Annotated in this window: 19 protein-coding genes and 1 riboswitch; of the genes, 7 read left to right on the top strand and 12 right to left on the bottom strand. The window is 69.1% G+C overall.

What is annotated here, in order from left to right; genetic code table 11:
- Positions 1 to 447 (top strand): pyridoxamine 5'-phosphate oxidase family protein, encoded by a 447-nt coding sequence (locus tag ACZ6YV_RS26285; RefSeq protein ID WP_465512143.1) that lies wholly within the window; start codon positions 1 to 3, stop codon positions 445 to 447.
- Between the two features lie 53 nt (positions 448 to 500).
- Here ACZ6YV_RS26285 and lepA read toward each other — a convergent pair whose 3' ends face one another.
- Positions 501 to 2,342: a translation elongation factor 4 gene (gene lepA, locus ACZ6YV_RS26280; RefSeq protein WP_465512142.1), complete on the bottom strand. Its 1,842-nt coding sequence runs from the start codon at positions 2,340 to 2,342 to the stop codon at positions 501 to 503.
- A 113-nt stretch (positions 2,343 to 2,455) separates the two neighbouring features.
- Between lepA and ACZ6YV_RS26275 the strand changes: the two genes are divergently transcribed.
- The gene (locus ACZ6YV_RS26275; protein WP_465512141.1) at positions 2,456 to 3,073 is read left to right on the top strand and encodes a class I SAM-dependent methyltransferase; all 618 of its coding nucleotides are present in this window, start codon (positions 2,456 to 2,458) and stop codon (positions 3,071 to 3,073) included.
- Here ACZ6YV_RS26275 and ACZ6YV_RS26270 read toward each other — a convergent pair.
- Together ACZ6YV_RS26270 and ACZ6YV_RS26265 are read right to left on the bottom strand one after the other, a co-directional pair.
- Positions 3,070 to 3,444, bottom strand: coding sequence for a VOC family protein (locus ACZ6YV_RS26270; RefSeq protein ID WP_465512140.1), 375 nt, complete (start codon positions 3,442 to 3,444; stop codon positions 3,070 to 3,072). The genes ACZ6YV_RS26275 and ACZ6YV_RS26270 overlap by 4 nt on opposite strands.
- Positions 3,445 to 3,467: 23 nt before the next feature.
- Positions 3,468 to 4,373: an EamA family transporter gene (locus ACZ6YV_RS26265; protein WP_465512139.1), complete on the bottom strand. Its 906-nt coding sequence runs from the start codon at positions 4,371 to 4,373 to the stop codon at positions 3,468 to 3,470.
- A 331-nt stretch (positions 4,374 to 4,704) separates the two neighbouring features.
- Between ACZ6YV_RS26265 and rpsT the strand changes: the two genes are divergently transcribed.
- Positions 4,705 to 4,965 carry a 30S ribosomal protein S20 gene (gene rpsT, locus ACZ6YV_RS26260; protein WP_125786046.1) on the top strand — a complete coding sequence of 87 codons (261 nt, stop codon included), beginning with the start codon at positions 4,705 to 4,707 and terminating at the stop codon, positions 4,963 to 4,965.
- Positions 4,966 to 5,017: 52 nt separating this feature from the next.
- Here rpsT and holA read toward each other — a convergent pair whose 3' ends face one another.
- Positions 5,018 to 6,001 carry a DNA polymerase III subunit delta gene (holA, locus tag ACZ6YV_RS26255; protein WP_465512138.1) on the bottom strand — a complete coding sequence of 328 codons (984 nt, stop codon included), beginning with the start codon at positions 5,999 to 6,001 and terminating at the stop codon, positions 5,018 to 5,020.
- 135 nt (positions 6,002 to 6,136) lie between these two features.
- A riboswitch (SAM riboswitch) is annotated at positions 6,137 to 6,269 on the top strand.
- An 11-nt stretch (positions 6,270 to 6,280) separates the two neighbouring features.
- On the opposite strand from holA, the gene thrC reads away from it, so the two are divergent.
- Positions 6,281 to 7,546, top strand: a complete 1,266-nt coding sequence (gene thrC / locus ACZ6YV_RS26250; protein WP_378236605.1) for a threonine synthase — start codon at positions 6,281 to 6,283, stop codon at positions 7,544 to 7,546.
- 17 nt (positions 7,547 to 7,563) lie between these two features.
- Here the strand turns inward: thrC and ACZ6YV_RS26245 are convergent, their stop codons facing one another.
- From ACZ6YV_RS26245 to nadD, 7 genes are all read right to left on the bottom strand, one after another.
- Positions 7,564 to 9,969, bottom strand: coding sequence for a ComEC/Rec2 family competence protein (locus ACZ6YV_RS26245; RefSeq protein WP_465512137.1), 2,406 nt, complete (start codon positions 9,967 to 9,969; stop codon positions 7,564 to 7,566).
- Complete coding sequence (locus tag ACZ6YV_RS26240) at positions 9,966 to 10,688, bottom strand: ComEA family DNA-binding protein (RefSeq protein ID WP_465512136.1); 723 nt, start codon at positions 10,686 to 10,688, stop codon at positions 9,966 to 9,968. Before ACZ6YV_RS26240 ends, ACZ6YV_RS26245 begins: the two co-directional genes overlap by 4 nt.
- 144 nt (positions 10,689 to 10,832) lie before the next feature.
- Positions 10,833 to 11,678: a DegV family protein gene (locus ACZ6YV_RS26235; protein ID WP_465512135.1), complete on the bottom strand. Its 846-nt coding sequence runs from the start codon at positions 11,676 to 11,678 to the stop codon at positions 10,833 to 10,835.
- Between the two features lie 10 nt (positions 11,679 to 11,688).
- Positions 11,689 to 12,417, bottom strand: coding sequence for a diglucosylglycerate octanoyltransferase (gene octT / locus ACZ6YV_RS26230; RefSeq protein ID WP_465512134.1), 729 nt, complete (start codon positions 12,415 to 12,417; stop codon positions 11,689 to 11,691).
- Between the two features lie 3 nt (positions 12,418 to 12,420).
- Positions 12,421 to 13,035: a histidine phosphatase family protein gene (locus tag ACZ6YV_RS26225; RefSeq protein ID WP_465512133.1), complete on the bottom strand. Its 615-nt coding sequence runs from the start codon at positions 13,033 to 13,035 to the stop codon at positions 12,421 to 12,423.
- A complete protein-coding gene (rsfS, locus tag ACZ6YV_RS26220) occupies positions 13,032 to 13,436 on the bottom strand; it encodes a ribosome silencing factor (RefSeq protein WP_378236599.1) in 405 nt (134 codons plus the stop codon). The genes ACZ6YV_RS26225 and rsfS overlap by 4 nt, the downstream gene beginning before the upstream one ends.
- A 55-nt stretch (positions 13,437 to 13,491) precedes the next feature.
- A complete protein-coding gene (nadD, locus tag ACZ6YV_RS26215; protein ID WP_378236598.1) occupies positions 13,492 to 14,091 on the bottom strand; it encodes a nicotinate-nucleotide adenylyltransferase in 600 nt (199 codons plus the stop codon).
- A gap of 161 nt (positions 14,092 to 14,252) precedes the next feature.
- Between nadD and ACZ6YV_RS26210 the strand changes: the two genes are divergently transcribed.
- From ACZ6YV_RS26210 to argS, 3 genes are all read left to right on the top strand, one after another.
- Complete coding sequence (locus tag ACZ6YV_RS26210; protein WP_465512132.1) at positions 14,253 to 16,358, top strand: RecQ family ATP-dependent DNA helicase; 2,106 nt, start codon at positions 14,253 to 14,255, stop codon at positions 16,356 to 16,358.
- Between the two features lie 87 nt (positions 16,359 to 16,445).
- Positions 16,446 to 17,732 (top strand): MFS transporter, encoded by a 1,287-nt coding sequence (locus ACZ6YV_RS26205; protein ID WP_465512131.1) that lies wholly within the window; start codon positions 16,446 to 16,448, stop codon positions 17,730 to 17,732.
- A 71-nt stretch (positions 17,733 to 17,803) separates the two neighbouring features.
- Positions 17,804 to 19,528, top strand: coding sequence for an arginine--tRNA ligase (argS, locus tag ACZ6YV_RS26200; RefSeq protein ID WP_465512130.1), 1,725 nt, complete (start codon positions 17,804 to 17,806; stop codon positions 19,526 to 19,528).
- Here argS and ACZ6YV_RS26195 read toward each other — a convergent pair.
- Positions 19,523 to 20,797 (bottom strand): FAD-dependent oxidoreductase, encoded by a 1,275-nt coding sequence (locus ACZ6YV_RS26195; protein WP_465512129.1) that lies wholly within the window; start codon positions 20,795 to 20,797, stop codon positions 19,523 to 19,525. The two genes, argS and ACZ6YV_RS26195, sit on opposite strands and share 6 nt — an antisense overlap.
- Positions 20,798 to 20,875: the final 78 nt, after the last annotated feature.

Genomic DNA, 20,875 nt, shown 5'->3' with positions numbered 1-20,875 from the left:
ATGGCCGCAGACCTCGAACTCGTCCGCACCCTTTCCTTGCGCGAAAACGGACTCGCGACCGTCTCGACGGTCCGCGCGGACGGCACCGTCCACTCCTCGGTGGTCAACGCCGGGGTCTTCGAAGACCCGGTCACGAAGGCGCCGGGAGTCGCCTTCGTCGCGATGGGCGGGGTGAAGAAACTCGACCTGTTCCGCCGGGCGGGCCACGCCACGATCACCTTCCGGCGTGGCTGGGAATGGGCGGCGGTCCAGGGCGAAACCCACCTCATCGGCCCTGACGACCCGGATCCGGGCTTCGACCCTGCCGGGCTCCCCCGGCTGCTGCGCGAGGTCTTCGTCGCGGCGACCGGGACCCACGACGACTGGGACGAGTACGACCGCGCGATGGCCGCCGAACGCCGCGTCGCCGTCATCGTCACGGCGAACCGCGTCAGCGGGAATCGCTGAACCGGAAAAGGCCGCCCGAAGCGTTGCCGGGCGGCCTTTTCCGTGAGTAGCGCCTACTTCTTCTTGGTACCCGAATCCTCTGTGGACAGTGCGGCGACGAAGGCCTCCTGCGGGACCTCGACCCGGCCGACGGTCTTCATCCGCTTCTTGCCTTCCTTCTGCTTTTCCAGCAGCTTGCGCTTACGCGAGATGTCACCGCCGTAGCACTTCGCGAGCACGTCCTTGCGGATCGCGCGAATGGTCTCGCGGGCGATGATGCGAGCCCCGATGGCGGCCTGGATCGGCACCTCGAAGTTCTGCCGCGGGATCAGCTCGCGAAGCCGGTTCACCATGCGGTTGCCGTAGTTGTACGCGTCGTCCTTGTGCACGATCGCGGAGAACGCGTCGACGCCCTCGCCCTGCAGCAGGATGTCCACCTTGACCAGATCCGCCGCCTGCGAGCCTGCCTCTTCGTAGTCCAGCGACGCGTAACCGCGTGTCCGCGACTTCAGCGTGTCGAAGAAGTCAAAGATGATCTCACCCAGCGGCATGTTGTACCGCAGCTCGACGCGATCCTCGGACAGGTAGTCCATGCCGAGCAGTTGGCCGCGCTTGTTCTGGCACAGCTCCATGATCGTGCCGATGAACTCGGAGGGTGCCAGGATGCTCACCTTGCTGACCGGCTCGAGCACCTTGTCGATCTTGTCCCCGGTCGGCCAGTCCGAGGGATTGGTCACGTGGATTTCCTTGCCGTCGTCCAGCACGACGTCGTAGACCACGTTCGGCGCGGTGGAGATCAGGTCGAGGCCGAACTCGCGCTCCAGCCGGTCACGGGTGATCTCCAGGTGCAGCAGGCCGAGGAAGCCGCAACGGAAGCCGAAGCCGAGCGCCACCGACGTCTCGGGCTCGTAGTCCAGCGCGGCGTCGTTGAGCTGGAGCTTGTCCAGGGCCTCACGCAGCTCGGGGTAGTCCGAACCGTCCACCGGGTACAGCCCGGAGTAGACCATCGGCTTCGGTTCGCGGTACCCCGCGAGGGCCTCCTTCGCGCCGTTGCGCTCGGAGGTCACCGTGTCACCGACCTTGGACTGGCGGACGTCCTTCACACCGGTGATCAGGTAGCCGACCTCGCCGACGCCCAGCCCCTTGCTGGCCTTGGGCTCAGGCGAGATGATCCCGACTTCCAGCAGCTCGTGCGTGGCGCCGGTGGACATCATCTTGATCCGCTCGCGCGGGGTGATCTTGCCGTCGACGACCCTGATGTAGGTCACGACGCCCCGGTAGGTGTCGTACACCGAGTCGAAGATCATCGCGCGTGCCGGGGCGTCCGCGTCACCCTGCGGTGCGGGCACCTGCTGCACGACCGCGTCGAGGAGCTCGCCGACCCCGACACCGGTCTTCGCGGACACACGCAGCACGTCCGACGGCTCACAGCCGATGATGTGCGCGATCTCGGCGGCGTACTTGTCCGGGTCGGCCGACGGCAGGTCGATCTTGTTGAGCACCGGGATGATCTGGAGGTTGTTCTCCAGCGCGAGGTACAGGTTCGCGAGCGTCTGCGCCTCGATCCCCTGCGCGGCGTCGACCAGCAGAACCGCCCCTTCACACGCTTCGAGCGCGCGAGAGACCTCGTAGGTGAAGTCGACGTGCCCGGGGGTGTCGATCATGTGCAGGACGTGGTCCTGACCGTCGACTTTCCAGGGCAGGCGCACGTTCTGCGCCTTGATGGTGATCCCGCGTTCCCGCTCGATGTCCATGCGGTCGAGGTACTGCGCGCGCATGGCCCGTTCCTCGACCACACCGGTGAGCTGCAGCATCCGGTCGGCCAGGGTCGACTTGCCGTGGTCGATGTGCGCGATGATGCAGAAGTTCCGGATGAGTTCCGGGGGCGTGAAGGTCGTGTCGGCGAACGTCGTCAACGGGTTTCCTCGCGAAGGTCGGGGTGTGCCACCCCTATGGTGGCATGCCGCTCCGGGTGCGAGTGGGGGTCATCCCCGATGCGGCCCGTGGTGCGCTGTGGTGCCCTCGAAGTATGAGTACTTCACTGTCCCAAATGCTCGATCGCACGTTCGGCCATCCCAGGGGACTGCTCGGCCGGTTCGGTGGCCTGGCGATGGCGCACGGCAACGCTGCCACCGAACTTCGCGTCGTGGAACTGGCGTCGATCGAATCCGATGAAACCGCCCTCGTCGTGGGCCCCGGCCCGGGGATCGGCCTGGAAGCGGCCGCCGAGCGCGCCGGCCGCGCGATCGGCGTCGACCCGTCCCCGGAGATGCTCTCCCGCGCCCGGCGCCGGTGCGGCGACAAGGTGGAGCTGAAGGCCGGTACCGCGGACTCCACGGGCGAGCCGGACGAGAGTGTCGACGTGGTCCTGACCGTCAACAACGTGCAGCTGTGGGAAGACCGGGCGGCCGGGTTCGCCGAGCTGGTCCGCGTGCTACGGCCCGGTGGCAGGCTGCTGCTGTCGGCGCACGAGAAGTGGCTGCCGGTCTCCCGGCACGAGCTGGCCGACGAGGCTGCGGCAGCCGGCTTCACCGACCTGCAGACCTGGACCTGGGACCCGCCGGGCATCGGCGCTTCCCTCGCCGCTCAGCTGCGCGCTGTCAAACCCTGCGCGGTCAAATCCTTCGCGGTCGAACCCACGGCCTAACGCGGGTCGGTGCGCAACGGATGCTCACGCGGGACCTCGACCAGCACGATCCTGGTGCCGTCCGGATCGGCGATCCACGCTTCGTCCAGGCCCCAGGGCTCACGGCGCGCTCCGCGGACCGGATCCAGGCCCTTCGCGGCGAGCTCCTGGAGCGCCGCGGGCAGGTCCCGGACCTGGAGCCACAAGGCGACGTCGGGAGTCGGGCCGGTCTTCCCGGTGCCGACGATCTCGATCGACCCGTTCCCGGCGAAGAACACCGTCCCGCCGGGGAATTCCTTGTCGATGGCCAGGCCCAGGGTGTCCCGATAGAACGCCGTCGACACGTCGAGGTCCTTCGGGTGGATCAGCACCCTGCTGCTCAGCACGTCCATGGCTCAATCCCTACCCGATGGGTTCAGGCCATCGCAATCGCGGTGATCCCCGCCAGCACGACCGCCGACCCTGCCAGCCGCCGGACGGCGTTCGCCTCCCCCAGGACCAGCCACGCGGCCAGGCCGCCCAGGACGATGCTCAGCTCCCGCGCGGGAGCGACGAGGCTCACTGGGGCGATCTGGAGGGCGTAGAGGACCAGCAGGTAGGCGATCGGTGAGAGCAGTCCGACGATGAGGACTTCACGCTTGTGCTCACGCCAGAGCCACGAGACCTCTTCGCGGTCCTTCAGGGCGTACGGCGCCATGAGCAGGCTCTGCACGATCGCGCCGGTCCCGAAGTAGACGATCGGCGGGACACCGAGACCGGTGACCGAATGCGCGTCCCACAGCGTGTAGGCGGCGATCGTGAGCCCGGTCAGCAGCCCGTACGCCACACCTTTGCGGCGAGCGGCGTGATCAGCGGCGTCGGCGTGGGCCGGTGCTCGCCCGGTGCCGATGACCAGCACCCCGGCGACCACGAGGAACGCGCCCACCAGGCCGAGCACCCCCGGCCGCTCGCCGAGCAGCACGACCGCCGCGAGTACCGAGATCAGCGGTCCGGTCCCGCGGGCGACGGGATAGACGACGGACAGGTCACCGACGGCGTAACCCCGCTGGAGGACGACTCCGTAGGTGACGTGGAACACCGCGGTGACCGCGGCGGCGAGCAGCCATGTCCATTGTGGACGTTGCGGCTCCACGGCGAGCGAGACCGCCATGACGGGGATGAGCAGGATCGCGGAGACGCTGTAGTAAGCCCAGACGAACCTGGCGCCGCCCCGGCGGATCCGCTTGGCGGCCAGGTTCCAGCCCGCGTGGATGACGGCGGCGACGATGACAAGGGACAGAGCGGTGGCGTTCACGACGGACCTTTCACGTTTTCCGCGCATGCGGAAAACCCGGTCCTCCAGGCTTTTGTCCCGTCAGATGAACGACGACGCTTCCGGCCCCGCCGATGGTGCCGCTCGGACCTGTCCCGCCTGTCCTGATTGTGTGTTTCGCTGAGCGGACAGGCGGCGGAACCCTAGGCACTACGATCTTCACCGTACCGCACCAGCACGTGCGGAGGCGGCCACGATCCGCCCCGGGACGGCTGTTAAGCTGGCCCTTCACCGCTGTGTGGCATTCCGTCATGGAGGAAACCCGCGCCGCTTTCACAAGCGCGCAGGGCCGTCACAGCGCGGCGGTGAAACCACCGAGAGATTCAAGAGGAGCGCCCCCGTGGCCAACATCAAGTCGCAGATCAAGCGCATCACCACCAACGAGAAGGCGCGTCAGCGCAACCAGGCGATCCGGTCCTCGGTGAAGACCGCGATCCGCAAGTTCCGCGAGGCGGCCGACGCCGGCGACAAGGCCAAGGCCCTGGAGCTGCAGAAGGACGCGGCCAAGAAGATGGACAAGGCCGTCACCAAGGGCGTTCTCCACGCCAACCAGGCCGCCAACAAGAAGTCCGCGCTCGCGAAGCGCGCGAACTCTCTCTGATCGGCTTTCGAAGGGCCCTTGCGACGCGAGTCGCAAGGGCCCTTCGCCATGTTCAGCGTCCTGTGCCGTGGGCGTCGACGACCTGCAGGACGGCACGTTCCAGCGCGTACTCGGGGTTGGCCGCCGCCCCCTTGACCTCGGCGTTGAGCCGGGCGACGACCCGCATCGCGGTGGCGAGACCGTCCTGACCCCAGCCACGGGCCTGCCCCTGCGCCTTGCGCACCTTCCACGGCGGCATCCCCAGCTCGCCCGCCATCTGGTTCGGGTTCCCGCGGCCGGCACCGGACACCCGCGCGATCGTCCGCACGGCGTCGGCGAGGGCGTCCGCGACCAGCACGTGCGGAACACCCAGCTGCATCGCCCAGCGCAGCGATTCCAGGGCCGCCGCCATGTCGCCCGCGACGGCCTTCTCGGCGACGGCGAACCCGTTCACGTCCGCACGGCCCCGGTGGTAGCGGCGGACCGCCTGCTCGTCGACCGTTCCACCGGCGTCCGCGACGAGCTGGGTCGCGGCCGACGACAACTCGCGCAGGTCCGAGCCGACGGCGTCGATCAGCGCGAGCACGGCCGCACCGTCGATCTTCCCGCCGACCCGGCGGACCTCGTTGCGGACAAAGGATTCCCGCTCGGCGGCCTTGGTCAGTTTCGGGCATTCGACGACCTCCGCCCCGGCCTTCTTCAAGGCCGCCGGAAGCGCCTTCGCGGCCTTGCTCCGGCCGCCTCCGCTGTGCACCACGACGAGCACGATGCCGTCGGCGGGCGCCTTGACGTAGGCCATCACCCCGTCGGAGAGCTCCTGCGAGATGTCGTGCGCGGATTCGAGGACGATCACCCTGCCCTCGGCGAACAGCGAGGGGCTGACCATCTCCGCGAGGGCGGGGACTGTGAGGTCCGACACCCGGATCCGGGTGAGATCCGCCGTCGGATCGGCCGCTTTGGCCGCGTCCGAAGAGGCGCGGATCGCGCGTTCGATCAGCAGCTCTTCCTCACCGAGAACCAGGACCAGCGGCGATGGGGCGGAAGCTTGCGTCGTCACGGTGACGATCCTGCCACTCCTCCTCTCGTGTGCTTTGTCCGGTGATGTGTTCCGGGCACGGTGGCCCCACCTGAGGCTCATGTCGTACGGTGTTGGCGAGGCGACGCGATCATGTGCGTGCCGACAATCGGATACCGCTCATCCAGAGGGGCAGAGGGAACGGCCCGATGAAGCCCCGGCAACCGGCGTCAGCCTGTCATCCCGCGATCGCGGGATAGCTGACGAACACGGTGCCAATTCCGGCCCGCCACGGCGGGGCAGATGAGGAAGGACCTCGCGATGACCGCAACCCTCGGCACGACCTCCACCACCAAGACCCCGGATCTCGGACCGGCTGTCGAACTGGTGTCGAAGGAAGAGGGACACCGGCAGCCGCTCGCCCCCGAATTCGTTTCCGCCGAGGACTTCTCGCCGCTCGAAGTCGCCTACGACTTCGGCCGCGTGCGCCGCGAGGACATCGAAGCCGGGCCGAAGAACATCTGGCGCTACAAGAAACTCCTTCCCGTTCCCTCGAACGTCGAAGAAATCCCCAACACCGAGCCCGGCGCCACCCGGCTCGTCCAGGCCGACAGGCTCGCGAAAGCGTTGGGCGTCAAGAAGGTCTGGGTCAAGGACGACACCGGCAACCCCACCCACTCGTTCAAGGACCGCGTGGTCGCCGTCGCGCTGGCGGCCGCGCGCGAGTTCGGGTTCGACGTGCTCGCCTGTCCGTCGACCGGCAACCTGGCCAACGCGGTCGCCGCCGCGGCCGCCCGCGCCGGCTGGCGGTCGGTCGTGCTGATCCCGAAGACCCTCGAGCGCGCCAAGATCCTCACCACCGCCGTGTACGACGGCGACCTGATCGCGGTCGACGGCAACTACGACGACGTGAACCGGCTCGCCACCCAGCTCGCGGCCGAGCAGGAGAGCTGGGCGTTCGTCAATGTGAACGTCCGGCCCTACTACTCCGAGGGCTCCAAGACCCTGGCCTTCGAGGTCGCCGAGCAGCTCGGCTGGCGGATTCCCCCGCAGATCGTGGTTCCGATCGCCTCCGGTTCCCAGCTCACCAAGGTGGACAAGGGTTTCCGCGAGTTCGGGCAGCTCGGCCTCGTCGACGAAACGCCGTACAAGGTGTTCGGCGCGCAGGCCACCGGCTGCTCCCCCGTCTCGGCTGCCTTCCGCGCGGGTCACGACGTCGTCCAGCCGGTCAAGCCGGACACGATCGCCCGGTCGCTGGCGATCGGCAACCCGGCCGACGGCCCCTACGTCCTCGACGTGGTCAACCGCACCGGCGGCGCGATCGAAGACGTCACCGACGAAGAGGTCGTCGAGGGTATCCGGCTGCTCGCCCGCACCGAGGGCATCTTCACCGAGACCGCAGGCGGGGTCACCGTCGCGACGGCCAAGAAGCTCATCGAGACCGGCAAGCTCAACCCGGACGAGGAGATCGTGCTCCTCATCACCGGTGACGGCCTCAAGACCCTCGACGCCATCGAGGACAAGGTCGGCCCGAAGGCCACGGTCGGCGCCTCGGCCGACGCGGTCCGCGAGGCTCTCGGCATCTGAGTTCCCGCCGGCCCGCCTCAAGAACGAGGCGGGCCGCGGGGCTCACCCCGGCGCACCAGGGCAAGACCCCGCGCGTCGGCGACGACAGCGGTGTCGCCGTCCGTGTCCGTCCTGGCGACGGAAGCACCGACGGCAGTCAAACTGTCCAAAGTGGACTTGTTCGGATGACCGTAAGGGTTTCCGGCACCGACGCTCACCAATGCGACCTGTGGCGCGACGGCGTTGAGGAAATCCGGTGCGGTGTAGCGGCTTCCGTGGTGCGGGACCTTCAAGATGTCGGCACGCAGATCGGCACCCTCGGCCATCAGATCGGCCTGCGCGGCGAGTTCGACGTCGCCGGTCAGCAGCAACCGGCCCGCCGGGGTCACGGCGCGCAGGACGACCGAACCGTTGTTGATCACCGTGCCGTCCTGTTCGCGAACCGAGCGGCGGGTGACATAACGCGGCCCCAGTACGTCCAGTGACAGCCCCGGCCAGTCCAGCCGCTGCCCGATCCCCAGCTCCAGCAAGGGAATCCCGCGGCGCGCGGTCTCGTCCGCGACCTGCTGCCACGCCCACGCGGGTGCCCGGCCCGGGCCGACGGCGACCGCCCCGACCGACCGGCCCTCGAAGACGGATTCGAGACCGCCGATGTGGTCGGCGTGCAGATGGCTCAGCACGATCAGCGGAACCCGGTCCACACCGAGCCTGCTCAGGCATTCGTCGACCGGCCCCGGTTCCGGGCCGGTGTCGACCAGGATCGCCCTCCCCGGCTCACCCGTGGCCAGGACGACGGCATCGCCCTGCCCGACGTCGCAGGCGACCGCGCTCCACGACGCCGGTGGCCAAGCCGGGGCCAGCACCCGCACCGGCACGAAGACGAGCAGTCCGCCCGCCAGCGCGACCGCCAGCAGGATCCTGGCGTGACGGAGCCGGAAGGCGACGAGCACCACGACGAGCAGCCCGGCCACCAAGAGGCCACCCCACCAGCCGTCCGGCCAGTCCACGACCGCTCCCGGCGCCCGGGCACCGTGGCGGGCCACGGTGATGAGCCAGCTCGCCTCGGGTTCGGTCAACCGGACCAGCAGCCTGCCCGCCGAAGGCCACCACGGGCCGACGACGGTGGCGAGCACGCCGAACACGGTGGCCGGGGCGACCACCGGCGCGGCGAGCACGTTGGTCACCACCGAAACGAGGCTGACCGATCCCGCCATGCCCGCGATGACCGGCGCCGTCATCACGAACGCGGCCAGCGGGATGGCCAGCCCCTCGGCATAGCCGGCCGGGACACCGCGTCCGACCAGCCACTCGGCCCACCGCGGGGCCAGCAGCACGAGCCCCGCCGTCGCCAGCACCGAAAGGGCGAACCCGAAATCGGCGGCCATCGCGGGATCGGCCACGACGAGCCCCGACACCGCGAACGCCAGCGCGGGCAGCGCCGAACCCCGGCGTCCCAGGGCCAGCGCCAGCAACCCGACCGCCCCCATCACCCCGGCGCGGAGCACGCTGGGCGCGGGTCCGGCGAGGACCACGAACCCGGCGAGCCCCGCGGCGGCCGCGGCGGCGGACGTCCGCGGCCCGACCCGGAGCACTTTCAACAGGAGCAGGATCGAGCCGCAGACGATCGCCACGTTCCCACCGCTCACGGCCATCAGGTGGGACATGCCGGAGTCCGTGAACTCGCGCTCGACCCTCGGGGACAGCGTGCTCGTGTCCCCCACGACCAGTCCGGGCACAAGACCGGCCTGCTCCTCCGGGAGGACCGCGCACAAGCCCCGGAGCCCGGTGCGCAGCGATTCCGCGGCCCGCTGCCACCAGGGCGCCGGCGAAAGGGCCGACGGCGGGCCTCGCACCGAGAGGACCGCGACCGTCAGTTCGGCCCCCTTCGCCGGTGCGAGCCGCCCGGAGGCGTTGACCTGCTGCCCGGGCAGCAGGTCCACCCACCCCTCGGCGGGAGCGAGCAGGAGGATCCGGCCGACCGAATCCACCACCCGCTCCGCCGCCACCACGGTGTCCACCGTCGCGGCGATGACCACCAGGCGGGTGCCTGCCCGGCGATCGGCGTATCCGGCACCGCGGACCGGACGTGGCCGCTCGGTGACCACCACCCTCGCGGTGGCGTCGCTCCCCCGTGCGGCGGCGGCACGGAGGTCGTCGTGCTCGGCGGCCCGGATCCGCAACGCCACCGGACCGGCGGTGAGCACACCGAGGACCGCGAGCGCGCCCAGGCCCGCCACCCACCGGGGCGCCGTCCGGCGGGCACGGACACCGGCGATGATCGCGAGCACCACGGCGGCCGCACCGCAGAGCATCGTGATCCACCAGCCGCCGAGCAGCCCGGAAAGAGTGCCGAGCCAGGCCGTCGCCGCGGCCGGTAACAACCGCAGGTCCTGACCTCGCCACGACGTGGTGTCCACTTCGGACGGATCGGCGGACGGGTTCATCCGACGGACACCAATTCCCGGACTTTCTTGAATTTGGATTCGCCGATCCCTTCTACGTCACGGAGTTGCTCGACCGTGGTGAACCCGCCGTGCTCGGACCGCCAGCCGGCGATGCGTTTGGCCATCACCTCGCCGACCCCGGGCAGGGTGTCGAGTTGTTCGGCCGTGGCCGTGTTCAGGTCGAGCTTCCCCACTGGTGTCCCCGGTCCGGCCGCGGCCGGACCGGGGACACCGACGGCCACCTGCTCGCCGTCGGTGAGCCGCCGGGCCAGGTTCAGCCCGGTCAGATCCGTTCCGGGCGGTGCCCCACCGGCCGCCGTAAGGGCATCGGCGACCCGTGCGCCCGGAGGGACGGTGACCAGGCCGGGTTTGAGCACCCGGCCGACGACGCTGATCACCAGAGGCGCCTTGACCGCCGCGGCGGGGGCGTCTCCGGCGGCCTTCGCCGACGGCAGGGGCGGTGGGGTCTCCGCCCCTGGCCGGTGTCCGAACAAAGCGACCGCGCCGGTCACGATCACGGCCACCGCGACCAGCACGGCCACCACGGCGAGCCACCGCCGGTTCACCGGAATCCCGTCCGCCGTGAACCGGGCGGGCACCCAGCGGCGCACGAGCCTGCTCACGGGCGGGCCCTGGGTGGGTGGCGACAGCTGCGCGGCCAGCCACGCCAGCCTGGCGTTGACGGAGGGACCCGATGACCGGGCGGTTTGGTCGAACACGTGAACGACGCTACGGAGCGGGGGCGGCGGGCGGCAGCGGTGATTCCCGAAGCTGTGGACAAGTGGGGTGTTGTGGACAACCCGGCCCCTGCCGAGACCGGATCGCCGGTTTCCGTCGGGGTCGTATGGGACGCTGGCCGGTTTCTAACCCGCCCGCTGGATCACGACGCCGAGCACGCCGGGACCGGTGTGGGCCCCGATGACGGCGCCGATCTCCGAGACCACGCATCCCTCCGGGCAGCTGATGGACTCTTCCAGCCGGTTGGCCAGTTCGACGGCGCGCTCCGGCGAGGCCAGGTGATGGACGGCGATGTGGGCGAGCCCGCCTTCGGCCGCCTTGACGGCGAGTTCGACCAGCCGCGCCACCGCGCGGTTCATCGTCCGCACCTTCTCCAGCGGCTGGATCCTGCCTTCGGACATGTGGAGCACCGGTTTCACCGCGAGTGCCGTGCCGAGCAGGGCGGCCGCCGGGCCGATCCGTCCACCGCGGCGCAGATATTCGAGGGTCTCGACGGCGAACAGGGTCTCCGAGCGGCTCACCGCGTCGACCGCCGCGGCCTCCACCTCGGCCGGATCGGCCCCGTCCGCGGCGGCACTCGCCGCTCGAAGGGCGGCGAAGCCGAGCCCCATCGCGGTGCTGCGGGAATCGACCACGCGCACCTTGTCCGGACCGACCTCCTGGGCCGCGAGCACCGCCGCTTCCCAGGTCCCGGACAACTCCCGGGACAGATGGACCGACACAACGGCGTCCGCGCCTTCGGCCAGCGCCGCCCGGAACTCCTTGACGAATTCGGCGGGTGTCGGCCGGGACGTCGTCACCAGGCTGCGTTTGCCGAGTGCTTCGGCCAAGGCCGCGGGGCCCATTTCGACGCCGTCGAGAAACACGACGCCGTCGACGAGGACGTGCAACGGGACCACCCGGATCCCGTTCCGTTCGGCGAAGCCTTCCGGCAGGTGGGCGGTGGAATCCGTGACAACGGCGACCGACACGGCAGTCAGCCTACGTTGCCGCGGGGCGCAGCACCGGGGCCATCAGGCGGGCCATTTCGGCGCCAACGGAGGCATGTCCTTCCCAGCCCCAGTGCATCCCGTCCGGATTGCCGCGGCCGCTCAGCACGTGGTCGCCGACGACGGCTCCGAGATCCAGCAGCGGGACGTCCACGCGCCGCCCCCATCCGGCGATGGCGGCGACGGCACCGGCCCGGGCGGTGTGGACGCGGCCGTAGGCGTCGGACCGGTGGACGGACGGCAGGATGCCGAAGATCGGCAGTTCCGGTCGCAGCACTCGTAAAGCGCCGACGGCGGTGTCGAGGTACTGGACGGTCAGCTTCGAAGGCAAGACCACCGGACGCCCTCGAAGAGCGATCGCGAGCCGCGGCTGAGCGGCGAGATACGCCTTGCGCGCCACCCGCCGCAGCGGGTCGGGACGCAGGTAACGCAGGCCGGTGCGCAGGTAGGTGGGCAGCGGCGATGGCAGTGTGTCCATGCTCCCGACGGCCAGCACGACGGCGTCGGCGTGGTGGAGATCGGCCCAGACACGCGGGTCACCGATCAACGACCACCAGGCGTCGCGAGCGTTCCAGCCGAACCCGGCGACGAGGTCCACACCGCCGCCACCGAGCGCTTCGGCGGCGATGTTGGGCCACAGGCGCGCGTCGTCGGCGGCGAGCGGTCCGTCCGGGCCGTGGAAACTGAGGGAATCGCCGAACACCAGCAGGCGCGGGGCCATGGATCAGCCGGTGATTCCCGCGTTGTAGGCGGCCAGGCGCCAATTCCCGTCCCGCCGGGTCAGCTCGACCCAATGGCAGTTGACGATCCCGCCCAGCGTCGGCCACGACGCGACCGGCAGGCCGAGCAGTTTCGCGGTCAGCGCGATGATCAGACCGCCGTGCGTCGCCAGCAGTACGGCATCGCCGGCGTCGGCATTGGGCTGGTCCAGGTCCGCGACGACCTCCATCGCGCGTTCGGCGACGTCCACCCGCGACTCGCCGCCGGGCGGCGCCCAGGTCGCGTCGACCCGCCAGCGCGCGCGTTCACCGGGGTAGGCCTCGTCGACCTGCTGACCGGTGAAGCCCTGCCATTCACCCAGATGGGTTTCCCGGAGGCGCTTGTCGATCCGCAGCGGGACGCCGAGGGCCTCCGTGAGCACGGTGGCCGTGTCGGTCGCCCGGCGCAGATCCGAGGCGATCACCAGATCCGGGGAGAACCTGGCGAGCGCGGGGACGGCGAACCTGGCCTGGTTCCAGCCGACCGGCGTCAACGCGGAGTCCAGATGCCCTTGCATCCGGCCCGCCGCGTTGTAGTCGGTCTCGCCGTGGCGCCAGAGCACCAGCCGCCGCGGACTCACGAGGCGCCTTGCGCGTCGGCGGGGTCCTCCTCGGCAGGTGTCTCCAAACCTTCGACCTCGATCCGCGGGCAGTCCTTCCAGAGCCGCTCGAGACCGTAGAAGGAGCGTTCCTCCTGGTGCTGGACGTGGATGACGACGTCGACGTAGTCCAGCAGGACCCAGCGGCCTTCACGGGCGCCTTCACGGCGGACGGGCTTGTGCCCGCCGATCCGCAGCTGCTCCTCGACGTTGTCGACGATGGCGCCGACCAGTCGCTCGTTGGGCGCGGACGCGATCACGAAGGCGTCGGTGATGACCAGCTGGTCGGACACGTCCAGCACGACCACGTCGCTCGCCTTCTTGTCCGCCGCCGCATGGGCGGCCGCTACGGCCAGCTCTCGTGCCTCGGACGTGGCTGTCACAGTTCTCCTCAAACAGATTGCTTTACTCGCGGGTGCGCCCGACGAGGGTACCCGGTCAGGCACCCGGGTCTTTGCGATAGAGGTCCTTTTTGGCGATGTAGCGCACCACACCGTCGGGGACGAGGTACCAGACGGGTTCCCCGCCTTCGACCCGCTCGCGGCAGGCGGTGGACGAGATCGCCATCGCGGTCACCTCGACCAGGCTCACCTTCCCACTCGGCAGATGCTGCGAATTGAGCCGGTAGCCGGGCCTGGTGACGCCGATGAAATGCGCCAGGTCGAACAGCTCGTCGGCGTTGCGCCAGGTGAGGATCTGTTCGAGCGCGTCCGCACCGGTGATGAAGAACAACTGATCGTCCGGGTACTCCGCGCGCAGGTCGCGCAGGGTGTCGACGGTGTAGGTCTGCCCGACGCGGTCGATGTCGACCCGGCTGACCGAGAACACGGGGTTGGACGCCGTCGCGATCACCGTCATCAGGTAGCGGTCCTCGGCGCGGGTGACCACCCTGTCCGACTTCTGCCACGGCTGGCCGGTGGGCACGAAGATGACCTCGTCGAGCGCGAACCGCGACTGGACCTCACTGGCCGCGACGAGGTGCCCGTGGTGAATGGGGTCGAACGTGCCGCCCATGACCCCGATCCTGCGTGGTGACATGGGTCGTGAGCCTATACACCGCAGGTGGCTTCACGCGCGGGTCGCCGAACCCACCGACCGGGGGTGATCTGGATCACATTACAGTCCGTTCCATGGATGAACGGTCCGTTCACGACATGCCGACCGCGACTTCGTCGGTGGCATGGGGTAGAGGTGGGGACGTGGACACATCGACTCTCCGGGACCGCGCCGAGACCCTCCTCCAGTCTTTGGCGGGCGAGGGCGCCCGCCTGCGCGAGGACCAGTGGACGGCGATCGAGGCGCTGGTCGCGCACAGCCGTCGAGCGCTCGTCGTGCAGCGCACCGGCTGGGGCAAGTCGGCGGTGTACTTCCTGGCCACCGCGCTGCTGCGAGAGCGCGGCAACGGCCCGACGGTGATCATCTCGCCGCTGCTCGCGCTGATGCGCAACCAGATCTCCGCGGCGGCGCGAGCGGGTATCCGCGCGGTGACGATGAACTCCGCGAACCAGCAGGAGTGGGACCACGTGCAGGCCGCGATCGCGGCGGGCGAGGTCGACGTCCTCCTGGTCAGCCCGGAGCGGCTGAACAACCCGGACTTCCGTGACACCGTCCTGCCGAAGCTGACCGCGAGCGCCGGCCTGCTCGTGGTCGACGAGGCGCACTGCATCTCGGACTGGGGCCACGACTTCCGGCCGGACTACCGGCGGCTGCGGACCCTGCTGAAGGATCTGCCCGAAGGCGTTCCCGTGCTCGCCACCACCGCGACCGCGAACGACCGGGTGGCCACGGACGTCGCCGAGCAACTCGGCATCGGCAACGGGGGTGGCACCCTCGTCCTGCGCGGCACCCTCGACCGCGAAAGTCTCCATTTGTCGGTGGCCAAGCTGCCGACGTCGCAGGCCAGGCTCGCGTGGCTGGCCGAGCACCTGGAGGAACTGCCCGGATCCGGGATCATCTACACGCTCACCGTCGCGGCCGCGCACGACGTGGCGGGCCTGCTGACCGAGCGTGGCTATCCGGTCGCCGCGTACACCGGGAAGACCGACCCGGCGGACAGGCAAGCGGCCGAAGACGATCTGCTGAACAACAACGTCAAGGCGCTGGTGGCCACTTCGGCGCTGGGCATGGGGTTCGACAAGCCGGACCTGGGCTTCGTCGTCCACCTCGGCGCCCCGTCGTCCCCGATCGCGTACTACCAGCAGGTCGGCCGTGCCGGACGTGGCGTCGATCGCGCCGAAGTGATCTTGTTGCCGGGCCACGAGGACAAGGACATCTGGGCGTACTTCGGCTCGCTGGCGTTCCCGGACGAGCTGCGGGTGACCCAGGTGCTCAACGCGCTGGCGTACGCGGACCGTCCACTGTCGACACCCGCGCTCGAACCGTTCGTCGAGCTGTCCCGGTCCCGGCTGGAGATGGTCCTCAAGGTGCTGGACGTCGACGGCGCCGTCCGCCGGGTGAAGGGCGGCTGGGAAGGCACCGGCGAAGAGTGGCGCTACGACAAGGAACGCTATGCGCGCGTGAGCGCGGCGCGGACCAACGAACAGAACGCCATGCTCGCGTACCTCGAAACCACCGGCTGCCGGATGGAGTACCTGCGGAAGCAGCTGGACGATCCCGAAGCGACCCCCTGCGGACGGTGCGACAACTGCACCGGAAAGCAGTGGGACACCGCGATTTCCGACGACGTCGTCGATGCCACCCGGCAACGGCTGCGCCGTCCCGGGGTCGAGGTCGCGCCGCGCAAGATGTGGCCGACGGGGATGGCCGGCCTGGAAGTCCCGCTGTCCGGGCGGCTGCCCGCGGGCGAGCAGGCCGAAACCGGCCAGGTCGTCGGCCGGGTGACCGACGTCGGCTGGGGCACCCGGCTGCGTGAACTCGTCGGTCCGTCCGCGGCGGACACGGAGCTCCCCGATGCGGTCTTCCAAGCCTGTATCGAGGTGCTCAAGGGCTGGCAATGGACGGAGCGGCCGGTCGCGGTGGTGGAAGTGCCGTCCGCCACGAGGCCCCAGCTGGTCCACAGTCTGGCGACGAAGCTGGCCTCGATCGGACGTCTGGAGTATCTGGGTACCATCGCCTCCGCGGGGCCGCCTCCGCGTCAGGCGAACAGCGCGCAACGGCTGGCCGATCTGTGGAAGCGGCTCAGCCTTCCCGAGGACCTCGCCGCCAAGGTCGCCGCGGCCGAGGGCCCCATCCTGCTGGTCGACGATCTGATCGACACCGGGTGGACGGTGACGCTGGCCGCACGCCTGCTGCGCCAGGCCGGGGCTCGCGCCGTCTTGCCGTTCGCTCTGGCCAGCACCTCCTGAGTCACCTGGTCCCGGTATCCGACAGGTTCTTTCCCGCGTGCGGACTTTCTGGCAAGGTTCCGTCCACGTGCGAGTACGGAGGTGCCGATGGCGGACTCAACGACGGAGCGGCTCGGGCATCGGCTCCCGGTGAAGAAACTGTTCGCCGCCAGTGTCGGGAACGCTCTGGAGTGGTTCGACTGGACCATCTACGCGACCTTCAGCATCTACTTCGCCAGCGAGTTCTTCCCGAAGGGCAACGACGCGCTGGCGATGATCAACACCTTCGCCACGTACGCGCTGGCGTTCTTCTTCCGGCCGCTCGGCGGGATGCTGCTCGGCCGCTTCGCCGACGTCAGGGGCCGGAAGCCGGCGATGATCCTGACCATCGTGCTGATGGCGGGCGGTTCGGTGGCCATCGGTCTCCTGCCGACGTTCGACCAGGTCGGCTGGCTGGCCCCGATCCTGTTGCTGTTGGCGAGGGTGGCACAGGGGCTGTCGCTCGGCGGCGAGGTCTCCAACGCTTCGGCGTACTTGGGTGAGATCGCGCCACCCTCCCGTCGCGGGCGGTACTCCGCTTTCTTCTACATCTCGACCGGTTCCGCCGTCCTCATCGCCTCGGTCCTCGGGTTCGTGCTCGCGCGGACGATGTCCAAAGCGGACTTGACGGCGTACGGCTGGCGGATCCCGTTCCTGCTCGGCGGTGTTCTCGGCATCATCGGCCTGTGGCTGAGGCGCAGTCTCGCCGAGACCGAGATCTTCGAGGAGAAGAAGTCGACCGCAAGCCGGGTCGAGCGGCCGCTGCGAACCACTCTTCGCGAGCACCCGCGCGCTGTCGTACAGCTCGTCGGCTTCTCGATGCTGTCGACCCTCTGCTACTACACGTTCTTCAGCGCCCTGACCTCGTTCGCGGTCAAGACCCGCAAGGCCGACGACGTCGACGTGTTCCTCGCGTTGTCGATCGCGACGGCGTTGTTCGTCGCGCTTCAATACCCGATGGGTGCCTTGTCGGACCGCTTCGGCCGTAAGCCACAGCTGCTCGTCTGGTCGGCGGCGACCGCGATCCTCATCGTCCCGCTGTCCACTTTGGTCCGCCCGGGGCTGCCGGGGCTGCTGGTCGTGTTCTGTGTCGGGCTCTGCCTGTACACGGCGATGACGTCGATCGCGCCCGCGATCATGAGCGAGCTGTTCCCCACCGAACTGCGCGGTCTGGGCATCGGCGCCTGGTACAACCTGACCGTCGCGCTGTTCGGCGGTACCGCTCCCCTGGTGCTCACCGCGTTGTCCGACGCCGGCTTGTCGACGTTGTTCTTCTGGTATGTGGCCGTCGGAGCGGCGATCGCGTTCTTCGTCATCCGGACCCTGCCGGAGACCAAGGGCAGCGACCTGCGCTGAAAACTCCGTCGCCGACGACGGACGAGGTGGCTACCCTCGCGCTCCTACGACGAGCGCGAAGGAGGGACACCGTGTTGTTCGGCGATGTGAGCGAGGAATTGGCGCGACGCGTGGTGGAAGCCCTTCGTCATGTCAGCGACATCGAGCCGCCGTCCGCCCTGGTACGGATCTCCTCGCAGAGCGGGGTCGACTATCAGTGCGATCTCGCGATGAGCCTGGGTAAACGGCTCGGCAAGCCGCCGAGGGAGATCGCCGCCGGGCTCGTGGCACACCTCGACGTCGCCGATCTCGCCGAGCCTCCCCAAGTCGCGGGGCCGGGCTTCCTCAACTTCACGCTGCGCTCGTCCTGGCTGGCGGACCGGACAACCGCGCTCGCCGGAGACCCACGGCTGGGCGTGACGACGACGTCGCGGCCGCGGCGGATCGCCATCGACTACAGCAGCCCGAACGTGGCGAAGGAAATGCACGCCGGGCATCTCCGGTCCACCGTCATCGGTGACGCGATCACGCGGCTGCTGCGGTTCGCCGGGCACGACGTCCTCCCCCACAACCATCTCGGCGACTGGGGTACTCCGTTCGGCATGCTGATCGAGCATCTGCTCGACGAACGCCCGTCGGGTCCTTACACGATCGGGGATCTCAACGGCTTCTATCAGGCCGCCCGGTCGAAGTTCGAAACCGGCGGGGACTTCGCGACCCGGTCGCGGGAACGTGTTGTGCTCCTTCAAAGCGGCGACGCGGAGACGTTGTCGTTGTGGCGGCGTCTGGTGAACGAGTCGACACGGCATTTCACTCAGGTCTACGAGCTTCTCGGGATCGGCCTGTCGGGTGAGGACGTCTACGGCGAGAGCTTCTACGACCCGTTCCTCGCCGCGGTCGTGGACGATCTGACCGCCGCCGGGCTGACCGAGATCAGCGACGGCGCGGTCTGCGTCTTCCCTGACGGTTTCCGTAACCGGGAAGGCGAACCGCTGCCGCTCATCGTGCGGAAACGGGACGGCGGTTACGGCTACGCGGCCACCGACCTCGCGACTCTGCGGTACTGGACGGGACAACGCGGGGTCACCGATCTGCTCTACGTCGTCGGAGCGCCGCAAGCGCAGCACTTCGCGATGGTGTTCGCGGTCTGCCGGGCCGCCGGCTGGCTACGCGAGGAACATCGGGCCGAGCACATCGGGTTCGGCTCTGTGCTCGGCGAAGACGGCCGTGCCATGAAGACCCGGGCGGGTGAGTCGATCCGTCTTTCCGATCTGCTCACCGAGGCGGTTTCCCATGCCGCCGAAGTGATCGACGGCCGGGGCGGCCTCTCCCCCGAGATCAGGGAAGAGGTCGCCAAGGCGATCGGGATCGGGGCGATCAAGTACGCCGACCTTTCCGGCGATCGCGAGCGTGATTACGTCTTCTCCTGGGAGCGGATGCTCTCCAAGAACGGGAACACGTCGGTCTACCTGCAGTACGCCAACGCGCGGATCCGCTCCGTGCTGGCGAAGGCGGATCAAGACCTCACCGGTGCGCGGGTGCTGCTCGGCCATCCCGCCGAACGGGCGCTGGCGCTCGCTCTGGCGCGCTTCCCCGAGGCTGTCGGCGCGGCGACCGCCGGACATCTCCCCCACAAGCTGTGCACTTATCTCTACGAGACCGCGGTCGTGTTCTCACGGTTCTACGAACAGTGCCCGGTACTGGACGCGGAAGGATCCGGCGTCCGCGCCTCACGTCTGCTGCTGGCCGAGCTCACCGCGAAAACACTGACGCTGGGGTTGTCCCTGCTGGGTATTTCCACTCCTGCCCGGCTATGAGTCGCCGTGGTCGCTGAAGACCTTGCGCTTCAATGGTGGAACGGCCTGGAAGAAGCGGAACATCCCCCGCGCCATCGTGCGGCCCGCGCGGTTCTCCGACACGAACTGGCGGGCGCTGCGCTCCGAGTCGCGCACCGCCGCGAAACCGTACTCCCGCATCTGCTGCTCGTAGTCGGCGATCGCGGTGTGCGTCGCGCCGGTCTCGCGTGCCGCGACGAGGTTGCGGCACAACAGTCGCGCGTCCCGGAGCGCGGTGTTCGCGCCGATGCCGCGGAACGGTGTCATGCTGTGGATCGCGTCACCGAGCAGGGTGATGTTGCTCGTCGGCCACGGCTCGACGGGCTTCGAGGTGAAGATCGGCAGCCGGGACACCGACCCCGCGGGCGAGCCGGCGACCAGTTCCTTGAACGCGGGATCCCAGCCGTCGATCAGGTCCAGCACGAGAGTCCGCAGGGCTTCACCGTCCAATGAGGACACGTTGTCCGGGTAGCGTCGGTTGTCCGCGGCGAAAGCCCACATGAGGTAACTCGAGGTGTTGTCGAACAGGACGGGGTCGTGGCTCGCGGTCTCGTCGTTGACCGACGAGGCGCCGTTCAGCTCATGCGGCGCGCTGAACAGTCCCGCCCCGGTACGCGGCATCACCATGCTCGGACCGTCGGTGAGCTTGGCGGGCAAGCGTTTGCGGGTCTCTTCGGCCAGCGGGTGCTTGCCCGCTATCGCGATGATCCCGGTGTCCACCCGCTCGGCCGTGGGAAGGAACTGTTTGCGTACCCGGGAGTTGGCCCCGTCGGCGCCGATGACCAGGTCGGCCTCGACGGTGCCGCCGTCGGCGAACTCGCAGACGACCACCTCGCCCTCGCGGCGGTAGCCGACGAACTCCTTGCCGTGGTGCAGAACTCCGTCGAGCCCGTCGGACAGCACCTGATGCAGGCTGATCCGGCTGACCGAGTGGTGACTCGACGCGGGATCGGGGCTCGACGTGAGTTCACTGTCGATCACCATCAGGTCCTTCAACCGCTCGGTCACGAAGCTGAACGGACCGCTCGTGGTGCCGGTGGTGGCGAGGAACCGTTCCCAGCGTTCGGGTGGCAGGCATTCGTGCAGCGCGGCCGAACCGTGCGGGTTGATGTGCACGCGATAGCCCTGCAGCCGCTCGGTCCGGGTACGGCTGCGTTCGTGGACGGATACGTCGATCCCCGCCTTGCGCAGCCCTTGCGCCAAGCAGAGCCCACCCGTTCCGCCGCCGATGATCGCGATTCTCGTGGTCATGAGATCTCCTCTCTCCGCCGCAACTATCAACCAGACAGATAATAAAGTCAACCAAACGTTTGAAAGAGTCAGCGACTA

This window comes from Amycolatopsis sp. NPDC102522, assembly GCF_055584485.1.
This window is presented reverse-complemented; position numbering and strand designations above follow the sequence as displayed.

Excerpts from the sequence above, each read along its gene's own strand:
- ACZ6YV_RS26245 (WP_465512137.1), bottom strand. The coding sequence starts at position 9,969 with ATGAACCCGTCCGCCGATCCGTCCGAAGTGGACACCACGTCGTGGCGA.
- ACZ6YV_RS26270 (WP_465512140.1), bottom strand. The coding sequence starts at position 3,444 with ATGGACGTGCTGAGCAGCAGGGTGCTGATCCACCCGAAGGACCTCGAC.
- ACZ6YV_RS26205 (WP_465512131.1), top strand. The coding sequence starts at position 16,446 with ATGGCGGACTCAACGACGGAGCGGCTCGGGCATCGGCTCCCGGTGAAG.
- nadD (WP_378236598.1), bottom strand. The coding sequence starts at position 14,091 with ATGTCACCACGCAGGATCGGGGTCATGGGCGGCACGTTCGACCCCATT.
- ACZ6YV_RS26275 (WP_465512141.1), top strand. The coding sequence starts at position 2,456 with ATGAGTACTTCACTGTCCCAAATGCTCGATCGCACGTTCGGCCATCCC.
- ACZ6YV_RS26195 (WP_465512129.1), bottom strand. The coding sequence starts at position 20,797 with ATGACCACGAGAATCGCGATCATCGGCGGCGGAACGGGTGGGCTCTGC.
- ACZ6YV_RS26265 (WP_465512139.1), bottom strand. The coding sequence starts at position 4,373 with ATGCGCGGAAAACGTGAAAGGTCCGTCGTGAACGCCACCGCTCTGTCC.
- octT (WP_465512134.1), bottom strand. The coding sequence starts at position 12,417 with ATGGCCCCGCGCCTGCTGGTGTTCGGCGATTCCCTCAGTTTCCACGGC.
- thrC (WP_378236605.1), top strand. The coding sequence starts at position 6,281 with ATGACCGCAACCCTCGGCACGACCTCCACCACCAAGACCCCGGATCTC.
- ACZ6YV_RS26285 (WP_465512143.1), top strand. The coding sequence starts at position 1 with ATGGCCGCAGACCTCGAACTCGTCCGCACCCTTTCCTTGCGCGAAAAC.